At 42.6% G+C, this 21,374-nt stretch carries 15 protein-coding genes; 12 read left to right on the forward strand and 3 right to left on the reverse strand.

Annotated features, from left to right (window positions below):
- The first annotated feature begins 127 nt into the window (after nucleotides 1–127).
- The 6 genes from NXV01_RS03410 (at nucleotide 128) to NXV01_RS03435 (ending at nucleotide 5,553) form a co-directional block, all read left to right on the forward strand.
- Nucleotides 128–904, forward strand: a complete 777-nt coding sequence (locus tag NXV01_RS03410; RefSeq protein WP_259021711.1) for a M15 family metallopeptidase — start codon at nucleotides 128–130, stop codon at nucleotides 902–904.
- A gap of 68 nt (nucleotides 905–972) precedes the next feature.
- Nucleotides 973–2,163: a THUMP-like domain-containing protein gene (locus NXV01_RS03415; protein WP_259021712.1), complete on the forward strand. Its 1,191-nt coding sequence runs from the start codon at nucleotides 973–975 to the stop codon at nucleotides 2,161–2,163.
- A gap of 196 nt (nucleotides 2,164–2,359) precedes the next feature.
- Entirely contained in the window at nucleotides 2,360–2,512 is a 153-nt protein-coding gene (locus NXV01_RS03420; RefSeq protein WP_167511788.1) for a hypothetical protein, read from the forward strand.
- A gap of 232 nt (nucleotides 2,513–2,744) precedes the next feature.
- Nucleotides 2,745–4,235 carry a group II intron reverse transcriptase/maturase gene (ltrA, locus tag NXV01_RS03425; protein ID WP_258978446.1) on the forward strand — a complete coding sequence of 497 codons (1,491 nt, stop codon included), beginning with the start codon at nucleotides 2,745–2,747 and terminating at the stop codon, nucleotides 4,233–4,235.
- Nucleotides 4,236–4,414: 179 nt separating this feature from the next.
- On the forward strand, nucleotides 4,415–5,068 hold the full coding sequence (locus tag NXV01_RS03430) for a hypothetical protein (protein ID WP_259021713.1): 654 nt from the start codon (nucleotides 4,415–4,417) through the stop codon (nucleotides 5,066–5,068).
- A 20-nt stretch (nucleotides 5,069–5,088) separates the two neighbouring features.
- On the forward strand, nucleotides 5,089–5,553 hold the full coding sequence (locus NXV01_RS03435) for a hypothetical protein (protein WP_259021714.1): 465 nt from the start codon (nucleotides 5,089–5,091) through the stop codon (nucleotides 5,551–5,553).
- A gap of 18 nt (nucleotides 5,554–5,571) precedes the next feature.
- On the opposite strand, the gene NXV01_RS03440 is transcribed toward NXV01_RS03435, so the two are convergent.
- A complete protein-coding gene (locus NXV01_RS03440) occupies nucleotides 5,572–7,422 on the reverse strand; it encodes a mechanosensitive ion channel family protein (protein ID WP_195648804.1) in 1,851 nt (616 codons plus the stop codon).
- Nucleotides 7,423–7,548: 126 nt separating this feature from the next.
- On the opposite strand from NXV01_RS03440, the gene NXV01_RS03445 reads away from it, so the two are divergent.
- Nucleotides 7,549–8,529, forward strand: a complete 981-nt coding sequence (locus NXV01_RS03445) for a calcium/sodium antiporter (protein ID WP_259021715.1) — start codon at nucleotides 7,549–7,551, stop codon at nucleotides 8,527–8,529.
- 70 nt (nucleotides 8,530–8,599) lie between these two features.
- On the opposite strand, the gene NXV01_RS03450 is transcribed toward NXV01_RS03445, so the two are convergent.
- Nucleotides 8,600–10,168 (reverse strand): DUF4832 domain-containing protein, encoded by a 1,569-nt coding sequence (locus NXV01_RS03450; RefSeq protein ID WP_259021716.1) that lies wholly within the window; start codon nucleotides 10,166–10,168, stop codon nucleotides 8,600–8,602.
- A gap of 188 nt (nucleotides 10,169–10,356) precedes the next feature.
- Between NXV01_RS03450 and NXV01_RS03455 the strand changes: the two genes are divergently transcribed.
- A complete protein-coding gene (locus NXV01_RS03455) occupies nucleotides 10,357–11,604 on the forward strand; it encodes a DUF2264 domain-containing protein (protein ID WP_259021717.1) in 1,248 nt (415 codons plus the stop codon).
- A 795-nt stretch (nucleotides 11,605–12,399) separates the two neighbouring features.
- Entirely contained in the window at nucleotides 12,400–13,317 is a 918-nt protein-coding gene (locus tag NXV01_RS03460) for an alkaline phosphatase (RefSeq protein WP_259021718.1), read from the forward strand.
- A 200-nt stretch (nucleotides 13,318–13,517) separates the two neighbouring features.
- Here NXV01_RS03460 and NXV01_RS03465 read toward each other — a convergent pair whose 3' ends face one another.
- Nucleotides 13,518–14,621, reverse strand: a complete 1,104-nt coding sequence (locus NXV01_RS03465) for a Fic family protein (RefSeq protein WP_309569295.1) — start codon at nucleotides 14,619–14,621, stop codon at nucleotides 13,518–13,520.
- A gap of 324 nt (nucleotides 14,622–14,945) precedes the next feature.
- Here NXV01_RS03465 and NXV01_RS03470 point away from each other — a divergent pair, with 324 nt between their 5' ends.
- From NXV01_RS03470 to NXV01_RS03480, 3 genes are all read left to right on the forward strand, one after another.
- Nucleotides 14,946–16,310: a DUF4925 domain-containing protein gene (locus tag NXV01_RS03470; protein ID WP_259021720.1), complete on the forward strand. Its 1,365-nt coding sequence runs from the start codon at nucleotides 14,946–14,948 to the stop codon at nucleotides 16,308–16,310.
- A 152-nt stretch (nucleotides 16,311–16,462) separates the two neighbouring features.
- Entirely contained in the window at nucleotides 16,463–19,567 is a 3,105-nt protein-coding gene (locus NXV01_RS03475) for a TonB-dependent receptor (protein WP_259021721.1), read from the forward strand.
- 32 nt (nucleotides 19,568–19,599) lie between these two features.
- Entirely contained in the window at nucleotides 19,600–21,348 is a 1,749-nt protein-coding gene (locus NXV01_RS03480; RefSeq protein ID WP_259021722.1) for a RagB/SusD family nutrient uptake outer membrane protein, read from the forward strand.
- Nucleotides 21,349–21,374 lie beyond the last annotated feature (26 nt).

The following is a 21,374-nucleotide window of genomic DNA, read 5'->3' on the forward strand; positions in this document are numbered from 1 at the left end:
AGTATTAGTACAATTGTGACAGTAAGATGGTACTACCCGATCACTTAAACAACCAGAATTTAAAGGCAGCTTATTGGAGCTAAAGCCTAAAAGAAGTATCTTTGGCACACTAAATACAAAAGGCTGAATGATCATTCTGAAGTATAGTTTACCCATCCTCTGTCTGCTACTGACAGGATGCTCTTTCCTTTCGAGTCATAAAGAAGAAAAGGAAAGCATCCCCCTCGTAGAATACGAACATACGCCGGAGAATATACAACCGCGCGAAGAATGTTCCACCGTCTCGCCACCGGAGCGAAGCGAAATGGCTCTCTACATGGACTCATTAGGACTCATCAATATAGCTGATCTGGACAGCAGCCTCGTCGTAAAACTAATGTATACACAGGCTGATAATTTCACGGGTGAAGTGCTTTACGACAACTTAACGGAAGCCTACCTGCATCCGGATGCGGCATACGCTCTGATAGAAGCACAAAAAGTATTGAAGAGACTACACCCGTCTTACAGTCTTATCATTTACGATGCGGCACGTCCAATATCAGTACAGAAAAAGATGTGGAACGTAGTGAAAGGAACGTCCAAATATAAATATGTCTCCAACCCCAACCGTGGAGGCGGATTACACAACTACGGACTGGCAGTAGACATCAGTATCCAAGACTCTCTGGGACAGCCCCTGCCTATGGGAACCAAAGTAGACCATTTAGGCGTGGAAGCACACATCACAGACGAGATCGGATTGGTACATAATGGAAAAATAAGTGAAACGGAGCGTCAGAACCGGTTACTGCTACGAAAGGTGATGAAAGAGGCCGGATTCCGTGCATTACCCAGCGAATGGTGGCATTTCAATTTTTGCAGCCGGGACGTAGCCAAACAGAAGTATAAGTTAATACCATAACCGACATTCAACAACCCCATAATCAGAGCTCGACGATTCATTGTAATATCCTATAACACAATAACACCATGATGCAAATCTCCCCTGAAACCCAACTTTTTATTCGAGAACATTCATCGGACGATGTACGTGCACTGGCTTTACAAGCTAAAAAGTACCCGGATATAGATATGCCGACTGCCATCACCCAAATTGCAGGAAGGAAGGTAGCGGCTGAAAAGATTCCCTCATGGTGGGAGATGGAAAAGATATGGTATCCAAAACATCTGTCGCTGGAGCAATGCTCTTCAGAAATCACCGCCCGCTACAAAGCACGTCTTTTGCAGGGAGATTCTCTGACCGACCTCACCGGCGGATTCGGCATTGACTGTTCTTTTCTTGCCACCGGATTCAAATCCGCCACTTACGTAGAACGTCAGGAAGAACTCTGCGAAATAGCGGCACATAACTTTCCCGTACTGAATCTAAACCATATAAACATAAGAAACGAAGACGGAGTAGCCTACCTGCAAGCAATGTCCCCCGTAGACTGCCTCTTCCTCGACCCCGCGCGCCGCAATGAGCACGGCGGAAAAACGGTTGCCATCTCCGACTGCGAACCGAATGTAGCCGAACTTGAAGAGCTTTTACTTCATAAAGCCAACCGGGTAATGATCAAACTTTCCCCCATGCTCGATCTTTCGTTGGCACTGAAAGAGCTGAAACATACACAAGAAGTTCACATTCTGTCCGTCAACAACGAATGTAAGGAATTACTAATCTTACTCGGACAAACATCACCGTCAGAAATCTCCATTCATTGCGTGAACCTCTCCACGAAAGGGACTCAAGAAGAACAACACTTTGTATTTACCCGCGAACAGGAGCAATGCAGCGAATGCACATATACGGATTCTTTAGAAACCTATCTTTACGAACCGAATGCCTCCCTTCTGAAAGCCGGCGCTTTCCGTAGCATTGCAGCAGCTTACCCTGTCCGCAAATTGCATCCCAATAGCCATCTTTATACTTCCGATACTTTCATTGAAAACTTCCCCGGAAGAATATTCCGTATTATCAACCAGTGCAGTTTCAATAAAAAAGAAGTAAAGGAGAATCTGGCAGACCTGAAAAAAGCAAATGTGACAGTCCGTAACTTCCCCGCCACAGTAGCCGAACTCCGCAAACGAATCCATTTAGCTGAAGGAGGAGATACCTACTTATTTGCCAGTACATTAAACAATGGGCAAAAAGTTCTGATCCGCTGTGAGAAAGTCTGAACTATTTTCTATTTTTGCAAAAAAGGTGCGACAAGAAGTCGTACAAGTAATTGTTCAGCATAATGTCTGAACCTGTTGTTCCGTCAACAGTAGCCTAAAGAGGCGTGCTTTACGAGTAATTGTTTGGTGCGAAGCCCTCTTGACAATATGGTTCTATGCAGAAATATCCAATGTATAGGCTGTTAGGCTGACCGATATGAGTAACGTATGTGAACCGCTGCACCATCGTAACAAAAGAATAGCTTACGGATATTTACAAGCTATAGCCAAAATGGCGGGCAGTCAGGATAGTTCTCTCTTTTTCAGGACTACACGGATGCAGCACTGCCGGTGGATGGGCGGACTTTAAGTCGGTCGTAAGTTACTTGTACGGAACTTGGTAAGCCCGTATCTCTCCTGTCCTTTATCGGACAGGTAAGCCAATCGCAAGAGAAGCCGAATGATGTGCGGGTAAAGGATTGCGGAGAAAGCGAACGCTTCCGTGTAATGCGGAAGATAGAGGTTTAAACGTCACCTCATGCGAAAGCAGGCAGACTTCCGCAGGGTAATTCTTTGTGAAACGATTGTAGAACTTTAACGAAATGAAGAAACAGCAAAGGAGCAAGGCGAAAGCCGAGTGTGCATCTTCAGCCGAGCGTAACACAACATGGAAAAGCATTGACTTCTCCAAATGTGAACGAAAGGTCAGAAAGCTGCAAGTCCGAATAGCAAAGGCTCATAAAGAAAAGAGGTACAACAAGGTTAAAGCCTTGCAGCACCTGCTTGTCACTTCGTTCGAAGCCAAGGCATTGGCAGTAAGGAAAGTGACCTCCAATAAAGGTAAACGCACGGCAGGGGTTGACCACATAAAGTGGGATACCGATGCCAATAAAATAGAAGCTATACGTTCTTTGACACGGAGAGGATATAAAGCCCTCCCATTGAAAAGAGTTAACATACCTAAGGCAAACGGCAAGACAAGACCGTTGGGAATACCGACCATGAAAGACAGAGCCATGCAGGCACTGTATCTTATGGCATTGGAACCCATAACGGAAAGTGAAGCGGATGCAAACTCTTACGGATTCAGAAAGTTCAGAAGTACGGCAGATGCGATAGATGCGCTTCACAGATGGCTAAGCAGGGATTGCTCTCCCGAATGGATATTGGAGGGAGACATAAAAGGCTGCTTCGACCATATCAGCCATGAATGGCTTCTCGATAACGTACGAATCGACAGGCAGATATTAAGAAAATGGCTGAAAAGTGGAGTTGTATTCAACAGACTGCTTCAACCGACTATTGAAGGGACACCACAGGGCGGCATTATTTCACCGACACTTGCAAATGCAACTCTTGACGGCATGGAAAGGATGCTCAAAGAGAAGTACAAGGCAAGTTATGTCAATGGAAAACTTTACTGCCCCAAAGTCAATCTCGTAAGATATGCGGATGACTTCATTGTCACTGCTGACAAAAGGAAAACGTTACTTGAAATAAAGGAAATGTTGACAGTTTTTCTAAAGGAAAGAGGACTTACCCTATCCGATGAGAAGACACTGATAACACATATCAGTGACGGATTTGACTTTTTAGGTTTCAATGTCCGGAAGTACAACGGCACATTGTTAATAAAGCCGTCAAAGAAAAGTCAGAAACGTTTCACTGACAAGCTGCATGAGGTTGTGCTGACCAAAGGTAAGGCATCATCCCAGCAGGAGCTGATAGAGAAACTCAATCCTATAATAAAGGGATGGGGTAACTACTACAGCCATGTGGTATCAAAGGAGGTGTTCTGCCGATGTGACCATATCTTAATAAATCAACTTAAAAGATGGTCATATCGCAGACATACCGACAAGTCAAGGAAATGGATAAGGAAGAAGTATTTTATCCGAAAAGGTGGCAGAAATTGGATTTTCGGTTTTGAATATGTATGTGGAGAAATAAAGGATAAGTTCACATTACAGCAACTGACAGAAATTCCAATCAAGCGACACACAAAGATAAGATGCGAGGCCAATCCGTTCGACCCATCATGGGACGAATACTTCGAAAGGCGGAAACTCAAAAGTGCCCGTCAACGTGCGTGAAGAAAACTTTATCGGAAACAAGTCATCGCAAGATGATTATGAGCCGATTTAATTTTATGAGAATTAAATTTAGAATTATCGGAGCTGTATGCGGTGAAAGTCGCACGTACAGTTCTTAATGGGGAAAGCGGCAGCAATGCCGCCGACCTACATAACAAACACAATCTAAACTAATCCAGATGAATCAAACACCCGTAAAAGCGATTCTATTACTAATCGCACTCACCCTGTCCTGCCACACTCCACTTTTCTCACAGAGAGATTTTGAGCGACACGAGTTCTCTTTTCACGCGGGCTATGGCGTTATGTTCCATCACCCTCCCACACTCACGTTGAGTACCCACAGTTACCAACGTACACTCGCACAAGGCGTAAGCTGGGATGGACAATATAATTTCCGCCCTCTCAAACGTTTTGTCTTCGGAGGAATCTACTCCGGATTTTCTTCCAAAGGAAGCCATCCGGAAGGGAAAGATCATTTATGGGTTCATTTCATTGGCACTCAAATCGGAATGTGTAATGCCAACACCAAACATTGGCAAATCCGCGTGACAACCGGTCCCGGTGGAGTCTTTCTACGGAACAATAGTGAGGTATTCGGCAAGACACGAAAAGTGAGAGCCTTCACTATTGGTCTTCTGACCAATGCTAATCTTACCTATAAGCTGAATCCCAATCTGGGAGTCAGTTTAGGAGTACAATATATGTATAGCGAACTACTCAGAATGAGAACCCACTATCATGGAGAAAAGGTCATTGTAAAACTCGATGGCAATGCTGATGCTAACCTCACACGAATAAATATCACTTCGGGATTATCCTATTATTTCTAACATTCACTAAAAAAAGCACTATGAAGAAATATATACTTATTCTTTTCTCCATCATCAGCTTTTGGAGCTGTACGGAAGACGAATCGATCGACATCACAGTTTTACCTCCTGCCACCACTACAGGTGCCAACACCTTTGGCTGTCTGATGGACGGATGGATTTATGTGGGAGGACGATACCTGAATTGGGGACACTCATATGTATGGACGTATGATTCATTCCACTACTATCCGGAGGAGGACAAACTATCCGTCAATGTTTCCGTCAAGCCTGACATCAACATACACTTCACTATTTTATCCCCCAAAGAAGGCAAAGAGTCAACAATCACCGATATACGGTTCAGAGGAGAAGAACTGGAAGACGGAACAGCTTTTATAAGCCATTTCGACACAGAATTGAATATTATCAGTGCAACCTTCGGCAACGGCAAACGTCTGACTAACGGACGTTTTGATATTCATTATACAACACAACAGCAATAACGGCGGCGACAGTAATAACTATTCAGGTTTATTTTCTTCCCCCGCTTTATTGGAAGGATTGTTACTTTTCTGATACTCTTTGGGAGTGGTTGTTTCATTTCCATCCCGTACAGCCATATAGTGTGGCGACATAATTTCAATGCCGGCTTCATTAAATTTATCCTGAATATTCTGATGCAAATCCGAATAAATCTGTGCCATTTTATCTGCCTCCCTGATATATGCATTGATCTGATAGACCGGATACCAGTCGCTTAAAGAGGTTTCCAACACAAACGGACGCGGATCATCTACCACTCCGGGAGTGTTCAATGCAGCATCAATCAGAATCTGATTAACCTGTCGCCAGGGAATATCATAACCGATAGATACTTCCGAGTGAATAATCAGTCCATATTCACGTGCCGAGGTACTATAATTTACCGTATGAGACGACATGATAAACGAGTTAGGTACGGTCACCACCTCATTCTTGGGTGTCCGGATACGGGTAACAAGAGGAGTCTTTTCGATAATATCTCCCGTGGTATCATTCAACTTGATCCGGTCGCCCATCTTGAACGGACGCATATAAGTAATCACCAGTCCGGCGATAATATTACCGATCACCGTACTTGATCCCAATGAAACGATCAATCCGACGAATACCGAAATGCCTTGGAACACACCGGAATCGGAGCCCGGCAGATAAGGATAAATCATCGCAATCATAAATGCATAGAGCAGGAAACGGGCGATATGGAAAGTCGGCATCGCCCAGTCCGGGTAGAATCCGTTGATTTTGAGCCGTCCTGCTTCCACTTCACGCGCCAGATACAGAACGAGACGCACCAGATACTTCACGGCATACCAGATAACGATGATGGTGAACAACTTGGGAACATAGTCGATAATCCCCACAAAAATACCGCGAATCGGATTCCATATATACCCTAACAGTTGATATGCCAGTCCTTCTGTCTGCGGGAAGATGATGAAAATTAACGGTACGCTAAACAGTAGCTGTAATCCCATCAGTATATACCGCCCGATACTGGACAGGAATACTAACAGATTCGCCTGTTTCTGCGCATCCAGCAATTCATATCCCTGAATAGATACCGGTTTTATCTTCGTATCTTTCAGACGTAGGATACGCGCTTTCAGTTTACGGAACAGCCAGTTGGTCAGGCGGAACAGGAAATACTGTCCCACAATCACCAACACAAAATAGAGCACACGCTTTGCCATTCGCCAAAGTCCGTGCTCCGCTTTCATCTCATGCAGTTTGGTAATGACATTCTGCTGTCTTTCTTTAGCCAGCGAATCACGTGAGATGCCTTCCCACAAAGCATCCTGATCGGTAAGAGAAAGCAGCACTTTGCTGCCGTACATCAAATCGGAAACAATGTCCGAATGATCGATAGAAACAGAATCGGGGCGTAGATTAAAGCGTCTTCCTATTTCTTCAATCGCCGCACCGGTCATTTGAGCACGTTGTTGGGGAGTATATCCTCCGCGTTTGGTGAAAAGGTAAAATAAGGTATCGCCGTCCGCCACTACCGGCACTCCTTTAGTGAACTGGCGTAAAGAGTCGATACGCTGTCTCTGCTGGGCATATTTTACGGAGTCGGCGGAAGCCATCTGTAGCTTCATCTGTTCCATTTCCATCCGCATATTCGCCTCGTTGAGCCGGGCTTCTTCCAATGATTTCCGCATATTCGCCAGATGGATAGAATCCGAATCCCGTCTCAAAGGAACATGTCCGTTCGTTATTGTATCTCCGGCAAATATCTTCTTGACAGCCTGTTCCAGCTGTGCTTGCGCCCCGATTGCCAGGAAAGAAAGGAACAACACCAGTAACGACCGCTTTATTTTATTTTTTTCCATACCTTATATTCCTTGATTATAATTAAGGTTAATCAAACTTTTCATTAAAAACAGAGCAAACATACGGATTGTTTTTGACATTACCATTTCCAAATTGATTATCTTTGCCACTAAAAGAGAAAAACCATGAATATATTGCTACTCATCGGGGGATTAATCCTCATTCTTCTAGGAGCTAACGGATTAACAGACGGCGCCGCCTCGGTAGCCAAACGTTTCCGCATTCCTCCCATCGTGATCGGTCTTACCATTGTCGCATTCGGTACTTCCGCCCCTGAACTGACGGTCAGTGTATCTTCTGCCCTCAAAGGCAGTGCGGATATTGCCATAGGCAACGTAGTGGGAAGCAACATTTTCAATACATTGATGATTGTGGGCTGCACGGCATTATTTGCCCCGATAGTCATCACCCGCAATACACTTAGAAAAGAGATACCACTCTGCATACTTTCTTCTATTGTCCTGCTGATCTGTGCCAATGACGTCTTTCTGGATAAAGCTTCAGAAAATATCCTGAACAGGGTAGACGGTTTGCTGTTGCTTTGCTTCTTTGTCATTTTCATGGGCTACACTTTTGCCATCGCCTCCAAGCCTGCCACAACGGGAGATGCCGGACACCCGGTCATAGAAGAGGAAACAGAAATCAAATCACTGCCCTGGTGGAAATCCATTCTTTATATCATCGGAGGTCTGGCTGCACTTATTTTTGGAGGTCAGTTGTTTGTCGACGGTGCCACAGGCATCGCCCGCAATCTGGGTGTCAGCGAATCGATTATCGGACTGACTTTGGTGGCGGGAGGTACTTCTCTTCCGGAACTGGCTACGTCTATCGTTGCCGCATTAAAGAAAAATCCGGAGATTGCCATCGGAAATGTAATCGGTAGTAACCTCTTCAATATTTTCTTTGTACTAGGGTGTAGCGCAAGCATCACGCCTCTCCATCTTAGCGGAATCACCAATTTCGACCTGTTTACGTTAGTAGGTTCCGGTATTCTGCTTTGGTTATTCGGGCTGTTCTTTGCCAAAAGGACCATTACAAGAATCGAAGGAGGAATTATGATACTTTGTTATGTGGCATATACGGTGGTATTGATTTATAATACCTGAAAATAATAAAAGGCTCCCGGCAAAAACACCGGAAGCCTTTTATTCCCACTAGCCAATTAAACTCTGATATTTATTTCACCTCGACAGTCGTCAGTATATTTACACCATATTTTCCATCGGCAGATGTCCACCAAGTAGTATTCCCATTTGCACAACGGATAGCATAACGGGGATTATACTTCAACCGATCTGAACCATCAGGTATCCACAGACCTAGTTTATACTCTCCGGCAGCCATTGAACCGGGTAACTGAACAGCTTGTTCTACAGAATGTGTCAATGGTCTACATAATATATCACCCGGTTGGAAAGGTTGCCAATCCAACGGACTGGCTTCAGTCAGGAGCTCTGTCACTTTTCCTTTATCATCAATCAATACAAAATAAACCGGATGTTCTCCGAAGACGGTGGCGAAACCTCTGTTCACCAGGTTCAGAGTCAGTTGGTTCTCTTTTCCTGCTTGCAGATGATCCGGTAATTGAAGGGATTGCACTTCTATACGATAGCCTAGATGGTCGCGTATATAATCGAACATATTGCGTTTCACTTTCGTTCCGTCCTGTTTCCGGAAATAGCTGTCGGACACAGGCATGAGATGCTGGCGAAGAGAATCTTCCGTTATCATTGTCTTCTTCCAGACAATCATGGAATATTCGGGAGGATTATTCTCATCAAATCTGTTATTAGGATGCTGTTCCTTATAATTATGGATAACGCTCAAAGAAGTATAATGCTGGAGGAACAGACGTCTCGCTGCTTGCAGTCCGTCAATAATCCATCCGGCAGACGGGCTGTCGGGATCGGCTCCTACGCTCCAGAATCCCCAGGGGAGTTCTCCGTCTACTACCAGATAAGGAGATTCTGCTACGATTTGATCGAATTTGGCAGTCCCTTCGTGCATGTCGGCATCCCATCTATCAGGTCGTATGACGATAAAATCATCGTGGAATGAAAGCCTTTTATACAGTTCCGGTTTATCTTTCAACAGGTTCTTAAACTCCGGAAGTCTCACCTGCACATTTCTGCCTTCGGGCACTACTGACAGTAATTTTTCCAATACCGCAGCCTTTGTCTTTTCCGAGTTCTCAAGCCCCTGAATAGAGCTATGCCATTCGCCCCATGCTCCAATCATTCCGGCTTGCACCACCAGAATCAAATCTTTATTCTTCTCCAGGAAAGGTTTCAGCTGGTCCAGATGTTCCAGAATCTGTTCGCCGGTGGGGCCAACGGCAGCTCTTCCCATGAAATCTCTTTCATAAGCAAAACGCAATACGGCTTTCTTTCCCTGCTTCTGCAATTCATCGAAATACGCCTGCATGGTCAGGAAGTTTTCCTCCGATAGTTTTTCACCGATTAAATAGGTAAGATAGAAATAGCTTTGAGCCAGCGAAACACTATCCGCCACATATTTCTCCGACAATTCTACCAGCTCTTTTGTAGGGCTATCCTTTTCATGCAGCACATCTACCGCTGTCTCCAGCCGGAATCCTCTTCCGGGATTATAGAGCCCATTCTCACCGTGTAAATCATCGACACAGATTCCGCGAAACTCAACAGTCCGCCGGGAATCACCGCATCCACTTGCCAACAAGGCAAATAAAGCAGCTATTACACTGCCATACATCCAGTTCTTCTTCATAGTAATATATTGTTTGCCGGCAAATATATAACAAATCGAAACACGACCATCCGTTATCACTCATTTCGCACAGTAAAGTATCAGTTTGGGATAAATAATGCAAAAGTATTGGATAATGCTAAGATTGTATTTGTCCCACGACAGGAATTACCCTACCTTTGCCTGCATCTCAAAAATTAAGGTAATACATGAAAAAACAAAATTGGCTACTCTTACTTTTCATTCTGCTGCTTCCGGCAGAAAGTATGACTGCTGAAAAGAAAACAGAAAAAAGCGATAGAGAGATCTGGTGTGAAATAATGTACCGGATGGCGACCCCTGTATTAAAGAATATGAGTGACGGCCTGTTGAAACAGAATATGCTTGTAGAACTAAGCCCGACATGGGATGGTCGCAATAAAGAAGTCACTTACATGGAGTGTTTCGGGCGACTGATGGCAGGGCTGGCTCCCTGGCTATCATTACCGGATGACGATACGGCAGAAGGCGTACAACGCAAGCAGCTACGGGAATGGGCTTTGAATAGCTATAAACAGGCTGTTGACCCTGCAGCACCGGATTATCTGCTGTGGCGTCAGGAAGGACAGACTTTAGTTGATGCAGCGTATATTGCAGAGAGTTTTTTAAGAGGGTACGATGCTTTATGGATGCCTTTAGACAGTGTTACCAAACAACGATATATCAATGAGTTTACCCAACTCCGACGAGTGGACCCTTCATACAGCAACTGGTTACTGTTCAGCGCAACTGTCGAATCGTTTCTTCGAAAAGCAGGCGCACCCAGCGACACCTATCGTATCAGTTCTTCTTTACGAAAGATAGAAGAATGGTACGTAGGTGACGGCTGGTATTCGGATGGCCCCAACTTCGCATTCGATTATTATAATAGTTTCGTGATACACCCCATGTATATCGAAGCATTGGAAATTATCACCGAAGCCGGCAAACATAAAAAGATATGGAACATGCCCGGCTGCGATTACCACAAAGCGATCATGCGTGCACAGCGATTCGGAGTGATCCTCGAACGACTCATCTCTCCGGAAGGAACACTGCCCGTTGTCGGACGTTCCATTACTTACCGCACCGGTTCACTGCAAACACTGGCATTACTCGCCTGGCGCAAATGGCTTCCTGAAGAATTGACAAACGGACAAGTACGTGCCGGCATGACGGCCGTCATCAACCGCATGTTTGGAAATAACCGCAATTTCAATGAGAAAGATTTTCTCACGCTAGGTTTCAATGGTTCCCAACCCGGCATTTCAGACTATTACACCAACAATGGCAGTTTATATATGGCTTCCCTTGCTTTTCTACCGTTAGGCCTTCCTGCCGACGATCCCTTTTGGACAGATGCTTCACAGCCCTGGACTTCGAAAAAGGCATGGGATGGAGAGGATTTTCCGAGAGATCATTCTTATCATGAGGAATAATTGATAATCAGCATTATATAATAGCTTCCAGTCGCACTGGAAACTATTATCCATTACGAATGGAAACTATCATGTAACACAGCTCCTTGTTTTTATTCCTTATAAGTAAGAAAATCAATAAATATCACTTTTTTGTGTTGTGGATGAAACAAGTAAAGAAGAGAACAGTTTAATAGTAGCCAAACCCTTGACTTCTCCTGTTTTATTTCGTATCTTTGAGAAAACAAAAAGAAGAAAAGCAAGATGAGACATATAAATATCAAGACATAAATACGTATTAACAAGCATATATTTCCATATATACAAGAATAGGAATGGGAGAAGATCAGTACTGATTTTCTCCCATTTTATTTATATAATTCACAAACATTTCTGATATTCATCAAAAATAGTTTCTAATAAACTCGAATACCGTTCTTAATAAACTCTTCAACTATTTATTAAAAACGATATTCGGATTTATTATAGAGCTGTAAATATATTATCTCTATAAAACAGCAGGCTTATTCATATCTTAACAAGAAAGGTCACTATATAGTCAATATTACATACAAATACTACGTGATATTTTTCTTACATATATTAATAGTACATCCTTTCTCTCTAAAAAACCAGTTACCAAATAAGAAAATCAAAAAGCAAATCATGTAGTTTCAAAGGAAATAGAAAAAAAGTATTAGTATCTGCTAATATTATATTTGTCTCCCGTTCAAAATAGCCCTACCTTTGCTTATCGTCAATTACAACATCTCATTAAACAACGAATAAAACATTAACCCTTTAAATAAAAGTATCATGAATAGACAAAACCTTTTTACTTTATTTGCTACATTCGCATTACTCTTCTGTTTCACATATTCTTGTAATGCCAAAGGAAAAGACAAAGCCAAACACGTTGTCTTCATCGGTTTGGACGGCTGGGGTGCATACAGTCTCCCCAAAGCGGATATGCCTAATGTCAAAAAATTAATGGAGGACGGAGCCTATACATTAAAGAAACGCTCCGCACTTCCTTCGTCCAGTGCCATCAACTGGGCTTCCATGTTCATGGGAGCCGGACCGGAACTGCACGGATATACCGAGTGGGGCTCTAAAACTCCGGAACTTCCCTCACGAGTATTAAACCAGCATGGCATTTTCCCAACAGTTTTCCAATTGCTGCGTGATGCTCGTCCTGAAGCAGAAATCGGCTGCTTGTACGAATGGGAGGGGATCAAATATTTGGTAGATACTCTTTCCATGAGCTATCATTATCACGTTGCTGATTGCAACAAAACTCCTAAAGAATTAGGAAATATGGCATCTGCTTATATTAAAGAAAAACAGCCAGCATTGGTTGCAATATGCTTTGACAGCCCCGATCACACAGGGCATACTGAAGGACATGACACCCCTGCATATTATACCAAATTAGCGGAATTGGATACGTACATCGGACAAATAGTACAAGCCGTAAAAGATGCCGGAATACTTGATGATACTATTTTCATATTGACTGCCGATCATGGAGGTATTGACAAAGGACACGGAGGAAAAACAATGCAGGAAATGGAAACTCCGTTTATCATTTCCGGAAAGAATATCAAAAAAGGACTTAGATTTGATGATATAAGTATGATGCAATACGATGTAGCTTCTACAATAGCATCTATTTTCAATCTTGAACAACCACAAGTCTGGATAGGCAGACCGATGAAACAGGTTTTCAAATAATCATATTGAAATGATATAATTCAGGCACGGATTATATGGATTAAACAATTGCTTCCTGCTATTACACTAACCTTGACTTTTGCTTTAAAAGAATAAAAGAAAGAGAAAGGTAATTGAAGCTTTGAGAGAAATGTGAAGAATAAGATCTATTTTATCCGCATATTTTGCGGAGAATAACATTGTTATTCTCCGCAATTCTTTTATAAAGCTAATTCATAGTTGGTACTTCGTCCGCCTTCCTCCGTTTTACGTAATACTCCTTTATTTATTAAATCCTGTATATCACGCAACGCAGTGTCAGGAGAACATTTTGTAATTTTTCCCCATTTGGAAGAGGTCAGCTTTCCATCGAAACCATCCCAAAGCATATTCACCATCCTAATCTGCCGCTCATTCATTGGAATCGACCGATGCTTATCCCAGAAAGTTGCCTTCTGTAGAATTGTACGAATTGATTTTTCAGTATCAAGCAATGCAGCCTCCAAACAATCGAGAAACCATTCTAGCCAGGCAGTGATATCCAAATCACCTTTTTGTATTTTCTCCAATATCTCATAATATCCTTTACGCTGTCTCCGTATTTCAGCAGACATACTATAGAAACGATGCGGCATTTCGTCTGCACGAGCCAAAAACAGATCAGTAATCGTTCGGGATATACGTCCGTTCCCATCATCAAAGGGATGAATAGTAACAAACCACAAGTGAGCAATGGCTGCTTTCAAAACCGAATCTATTTTTTGGTTGTCATTTGCCCATGCTAAAAACACACTCATTTCATGAGGTACATTATTTGAATCTGGTGCCTGATAATGAATTCTCTCTTTTCCCATCGCACCCGATATAACTCGCATCGGTTCCGTACCTTGTCGCCAATCAGCAACTGTTATTTTATATGCACCGCTTCGTCCTGTAGGAAACAAAGCAGCATGCCAGTTAAAAAGACGTTCTTCTGTCAATGGTTGCATATAGTTTTGAGTAGCGTCTATCATTACTTGTACCACACCATCCACATAACGATCCGTATCTGGTAATCCTTCTATTTCTATTCCTAAATGGCGAGCTACAGAAGAACGTACTTGATCAACATTCAATATTTCTCCTTCTATTTCTGATGATTTTGTAATATCAGCTGTGAGGGCATCAAGCATAGCGCTGTTTTTTAGTTCAAAACCAAGTGCACTCATTTTACCAACAAGTTTACCTTGCAAGCTCCGGACTCTACCTAATTTATAGGACAGCTTTGAGTCATTCCAAATAAAAACTGGCCAGCCTTTTCGTTGCCAAATATAGATGCATTCCATATTTTCCGTATATTTTGCAGTAAATATAATCATAATATTCCAACAAGGAAAAATAAAGTATCCCCTTTCTTTTTATAAGCAAACAACTCGTTTTAGTAAAGGAGAAGATAGACAAACAAAATATACGTGCATCTAATCTCCATATCAACAAACACATCTATTTATGACGTTTTAGTATTATATCAAAGATGTTCAATCATCCTTTTTACCTATTTTTATGCTTTTTGTTAATTTTGTATTAGTATTTGATAAAATTATATTTGTCCCCCACCACAAACCACCCTACCTTTGCCCACAGAGTTTAACATCATAAAAATATATGCAATGAAAAACAAATTATTTTATCTTATTGGAGTAGCCTCCCTTTTGAGCTACACTGGTACATTTACTTCTTGTGTAAACGGAGTTGATGACGAATATCTTGAGCAGAAGTTTACTGATAATGGTGGAACTGATGATGAAAGTGAAGAACTTCCTGATTTGAACGGAGAGTATAGTATAGAGGGTGATTATGATCTGGTGATGACTTGTAACGGCGATAAGCTTGAGGGAAAGAAAATGATCATGACAGTAGACGAAAATAACGAAACTGCCTCTATTACATTTGCAGCAGCACAAACAGATTTGGAAACAGCAATCGCTACTGCAATCCCTGGCGGTGTGGGAGGATTGGTCTCAGGCTGGGGACTCAAATATACAGGCAACAGCCCTGTTCCGGGAGTAAAGGAAATTACTGTAACTAATGTTCCTTTATATAGAAATGGAACAGATTATATATTTGAAGGAAGCTACGTCCAACCAACATATACTATGGATTATAGGGGGAAGATTGGAAACGAAAAAGCAACAGTAGCCATCAATTATGAACTGACAAATAAGAAATTAGTAGGTAAGTGGTATTCAGCAAAGATGAGCCAAATCGGTGGAATAGCTAATCACGCTCCCTTTTGGGCTGATTGGAAATCAGACGTAATACTCAGTCCTGGCAAAGTATTTGGTGTTAATATATCCGGTACACCTAACACAATGCTCGGCACAGTGGACGGGATGATTTTCAGTGCAAAGATTATGGAGGCAATAACTGGCAAAAATATAAAAATGAATCAAATTGTATTCAATTTATTAGAATATGTAGAAGCAGAACCTAACGGAGGTATGCTTGCCAGCTACTCCTACAACGAAGATATAACACAAGCAGGACCTTACAGCACGGAAGGGACTCACAATGTATTGCGATATTATTATGATTCCGAAAAACCGGATGAAAGAATTTACTTGGAACTCAACTCCGGCTTCCTCATAGATATGATCAACAGTCTAGGAACTTCTCTTTCTCGCAGTACTCGTACTGATGGCAGTACTCGTGCGGATGATGGTGATCTTCGCGACAAAGCTAAAGCACTAATCAAATTATTGGTTCCAGTCCTTGAGCAAGGTATTCTTTGCGAATATAAAATCGATGGTAACAATATGGCAATCAATATCGAAGGGGTTACACTGAGAAATATTTTGGCCAAGGCGATGGTAGTAGTGAATGACCCGACTGTAAAATCGTATTTAGACGGAGCATTTGATAGTTTAGGGGATACCAAAGACTTTGTAGTCAATCTATTAGAAGGTCTCCCGACAGCATTGAGAGAGGATGAATGCCAATACGTTAAAATAGGCTTGAAGTTTATCAAGAAATAGCACCAAACAAGAAAAAGGAGTTTTCAGGAAACATCACTATCATTGAATTAAAAAAGTTGAAAAGGAGAGAATCAACATATTCTCTCCACACTTTCAAACCACATTTTATAGACCGATGCATAGACATTAATTATCGGTTAGGAAATGAATGTATGTTACCTTTAAAAATACCCCAAAACAGCACATGTTTAATACCCAAGTATTATGAAAAAAGACTTTACATATTCTTTATATTATGCCTCATTACCCTTTCCGGATTCGCCCAGGAAATAAAGGTAACGGGTATAATAACAGAGGCTTCGACCAATGAGCCGATGCCCGGAGTTACCGTCCAGGTGAAAGGAACCACCAACGGGACTATCTCAAATGTAGATGGTCAATATACCATTCAGGTGAAGATGAATGACATTCTTGTCTTTTCAACCATTGGCATGAAAACTGTTGAAAGAAAAGTATCTTCCAACTCTCCCATCAATATCTCAATGGCAGAAGATAATGTCCAACTGGATCAAGTGGTAGTCATCGGTTACGGTACAGTAAAGAAAAGCCATCTCTCTGGATCGGTAAGTTCCGTAGGAACAAAAGAACTGAATGGAGACGTGGCAACCACTGCCGCTACTGCCCTACAAGGAAAAATTGCAGGTGTATCCGTTATGAGTTCCAGCGGTAATCCGAATGATGGAACCACTATCAACGTACGTGGTGTCAGTTCTTTATCAAACAATGCTCCACTATACGTAGTAGACGGTGCATTTGGTGATATCAACATGGTAGACCCTAACGATATACAGTCTATCGAAGTTTTGAAAGATGCTGCTGCAGCAGCCATCTATGGTTCGCGCGCTGCCGGTGGTGTAGTATTGATTACTACTAAAGGCGGTCGCAAAGAAATGCCGACCAAAGTCGACGTTAACTTCTTCACAGGCGTTCAGCAGAACCCTAAAAAACTGAATGTATTGAATGGAGAAGAATACAGCCGTTTCGCACGTTACTACGGTCTTGCCGCTGATGGTTACGGTGCAGAAACCGATGCTGTGCCATACATTGGGAAAGGCACAGACTGGCAGGACGTCATGTTGAACACAGCGATGGTATACAAAGCCAATGTTGCCGTTACAGGAGGCTCAAAAAATGCATCTTTCAGCGCATCAGGTGGTTATCTGAACAAAGATGGTATTATGCGTAACAGCAGCCACGAGTCTTACAATATTCGTCTAAAAAGTGATTTCAGCTTCCTCAACAATCGTGTAACTGTAGGTGAATCTTTAATTCTTCGCCTAGCAGAGGGTAAAGGCGGTACAGATCAAGACACAATGAACGGCTTACTGCGTTTCCCTAGCGTTGTTCCTATTTTTGACTCGGAAAACGCTACAGGATGGGGTACATCTGCTGATATCAATCTTCCGAACCCTTATGCAATCTCTGAAATCAATGATATTACAAGTGAAAGCACGCAAATCTTCCTGAATGCTTACCTCCAGGCCGAAATCATCAATGGTTTGAAATACAAACTGAATCTGGGTCTAAGAAGAAACCACACCAAAAACCGTAATTATACAGACGCATATGATCTGGGAACTTACGGGATCAACGAATCACCGGACCTTTCAGAAAGCTTCTCAAGTTTCGACTCATGGGTACTTGAAAACACATTGAACTACGACCGTACTTTCGGCAAGCACAATATATCCGCTATGGTGGGGTATTCTGCACAGAAAGACAAGAGCTATTCTTTAAATGGAAGCAACTCGGACCTTCCCAAATATATCGACACAATGACCGGAAACGTAACGACGATGAAAGCCGGAAGTGCTTTGTATGAACAGGCATTAGTTTCTCTCTTCGGACGTGTGATGTACTCTTACGATGATCGCTATCTGTTGTCTGCTTCTATCCGTCGTGACGGTTCGTCACGCTTCAAGGATGGACACCGCTATGGCAGCTTCCCGTCTGTTTCCGTAGGATGGAATATCAACCGAGAGAAATTCTTCCGCCCATTGGAGAATATCTTCGACCAAGTAAAACTGCGTTTAAGCTACGGTAAATTGGGTAATCAGGAAATGGACAGCTACTACCCTACACTGAGTGTGGTAAGTGACGGCATGAACTATCTGCAAGGCAACAGTATCTGGTTTGGTAAACTGCCTTTTGTAAACGCAGTATCTCCAGACAACCTGACATGGGAAAATACAGAAACTTACAATATCGGTCTGGATGTAACTTTACTAAATGGAAAATTGGCACTGACGGCAGATGCCTATATCAAAAATACAAATAATGTATTGTTACCGATTCCTTATGCTTCTTCCACCGGTATCAGTGGGCTCTCTATCCAAAATGCAGGACAAGTACAAAACAAAGGTATCGAAGTATCCGCTACATGGCGCAGTTCTATCGGCGACAAAGTAAACTACTACGTTGGTGCCAACTTGAGCACTGCAAATAATAAAGTTACCGAAATCACTGCCGGCGGAAAATATATGTCTATCTCCGGATATTCAGCTCACGGAGCAGGCGGACGTGGTATCAACATGTTCAAGAAAGGACATTCCATGTCTTACTTCAACCTGATTGAAACAGATGGTATCTTCCGCAGCATGGAAGAAATCGAAAACTACAAGAACAGCAAAGGCGAATTAATTCAACCGGGTGCACAAGTAGGTGATATCCGCTACAAAGACTGGAATGGTGACGGAAAGATTGACACAAACGACCAGCATGATGTAGGCAGCCCGCTTCCTAACTTTAATTTTGGTCTGAGACTGGGCGGTGACTGGAATAACTTCGACCTCAACATCTTTATTGATGGTGTAGCCGGTAACAAGATTTATAACTATCCCCGTTATTGTCTCGAGTCAGGCGCATTCAACGGTAACTTAAGCACAAACGTTGCCAACTCATGGAGACCGGACAACCCGAACGCTGACATGCCTCGTTTCTCTAAAGTAGATGGTACGGACAACAAACTGGCTTATACCGACAGATGGCTGGAAGACGGTTCTTATGTACGTCTGAAAACAATTGACCTCGGATACACTTTCCCGAAACAATGGTTACAGAAAGCAATGATTCAAAACCTGCGCATTTATGTATCTATGGAAAACCTGTTGACACTGACCAAATATACCGGCTATACTCCCGACCTGGGTGAAAGTTCTTCAACCGGTGTAAGCTACAATGTATTCTCAAGAGGAATTGACCAAGGACGCTACCCCATTCCACGTACGTTCTCTTTTGGTATCCAATTAGGATTATAAATACTAAGATTAATACACAGAAAAATGAAATTATGAAAAAGAATTGGTTATCATATATGCTTATATCAGCCCTCCTATCAGGAGTGCTGACATCCTGCAGCGACTCTTTTCTAGATCTGAAAGACCCAAACCACTTTACCAACGAAAACTTCTGGAAAGATAAGGCAGATGCAGAAAGTGCATTAGCGGCAGCTTACTCGCCCATCAAATATCAGATGAATGGATATTATGGGGCATTCGACGGATGGCTGAACCTCAATAGCCGTGGAGATGATATTTTCACGATACTGAACGAAGAAGCCAGTATGTGGGATATAGCCACGTTTCAAAACTCCGCAACAACAGGAAATGACCCGTACAGTGCACTATATACAGGCATACAACGTGCTAACATTGTACTTAGATACATCGATCAGGTACCGGCAAGCGGTATTGCGGAGGGCGACCGTGCCACCATCAAAGGCGAAGCCCTCACCCTACGAGCCTACCAATATTTTCTATTGGTGAGCAACTATGGAGACGTGCCTTTGCGCCTGGTTCCGTCAAACGAGGATGATCCCAACAAAACGGCTTCTCCCGCATCTGAAATCTGGATGCAAATTGAAAAGGACCTGCTCGCTGCAATCAATGACGGCAATCTGCCGGAAAGCCGTCCTGCCGAACAAAAAGGACGTATCGAAAAGGGAGCTGCCATTGCTATACTCGGAAAAGTATATGTAATGCAGCAAAAATACAAAGAAGCCAAAGAGTTATTGAAAGGGTTGATTGATTCGTCTTACAGTCCATTCGGAACATCGGGCAAACGTTATCAATTGATGGAGAACTTCGTCGACAACTTTACTACTGCTAAAGAAAACAATGCCGAATCTGTATTCGAATTGCAATACAGTAGTGACGGAGATATGTCATGGGGTAATGAGGGTGGTATCAGTTTAGGTAGCTCACTGGCACAGTTTGTAGGACCTGCAAAATCTGGAGGATGGGCGAAGTTGATGCCCTCTGCATTCCTTGTTAGTGAATTTACAACTGAAACGCGCGGCAACCGTCCTACTAAAACGATCATTAATGACAAGGGAGAAGAAGAAACGGTAACCGATACAGACCCAACCGCAGAACCCAACTCAAAATATGACAAACGTATCTACGCCAGCATGTTCTTCACTCCGAGCGAGTATGGCGATTGGGTGTCGGAAGAAAACGGCTGGTACGATGGAAAGTTCTATGGTGGTCTTTTCACAATGGATGACCTTTGGACCGGAAATGCTTCCAAAATGGCTGGTGGTGCTCCAACCTTTAATGTCAGTCAGGCCACTGGTGCTCAAGTCGGTAAATTTCTTCTGAAGAAATACACCGCTCACTACGTAAAATCAAAAAGTGCCGATAACATGGGTAATATAGAGGGAAGAGCAAACAATGTACGCATTATACGTTTCGCAGAAGTATTATTGCTCTATGCTGAAGCCTGTGCAAAAGAGGTAGATACAGACCAAGCCAACTGGGCATTGAACGAAATTCGCCAAAGAGCAGGTTTGCCGAAAAAAGAATTCCCACAAAGCGATCTGATGAAAGAAGTTGAACATCAATGTCTACTTGAGTTCTTCGGTGAAGGACATCGTTTCGATGACTTGAAGCGCTGGTATTCAACCATTCAAATTCAGGCAATATTTAAAGGAAATGATAAACAGGGTGCAACCAATTTCAGAGAAAAACATAAATATTTCCCTATTCCGGCAGGAGAGCTGAACAACTCATCTGTAGAACAGAATAATTTGTGGAAATAATTAAGAATACTATAAGAAACGATTTT

The organism is Bacteroides sp. BFG-606 (genome assembly GCF_024788145.1).
In the GTDB taxonomy this organism is placed as follows: domain Bacteria; phylum Bacteroidota; class Bacteroidia; order Bacteroidales; family Bacteroidaceae; genus Bacteroides; species Bacteroides vicugnae.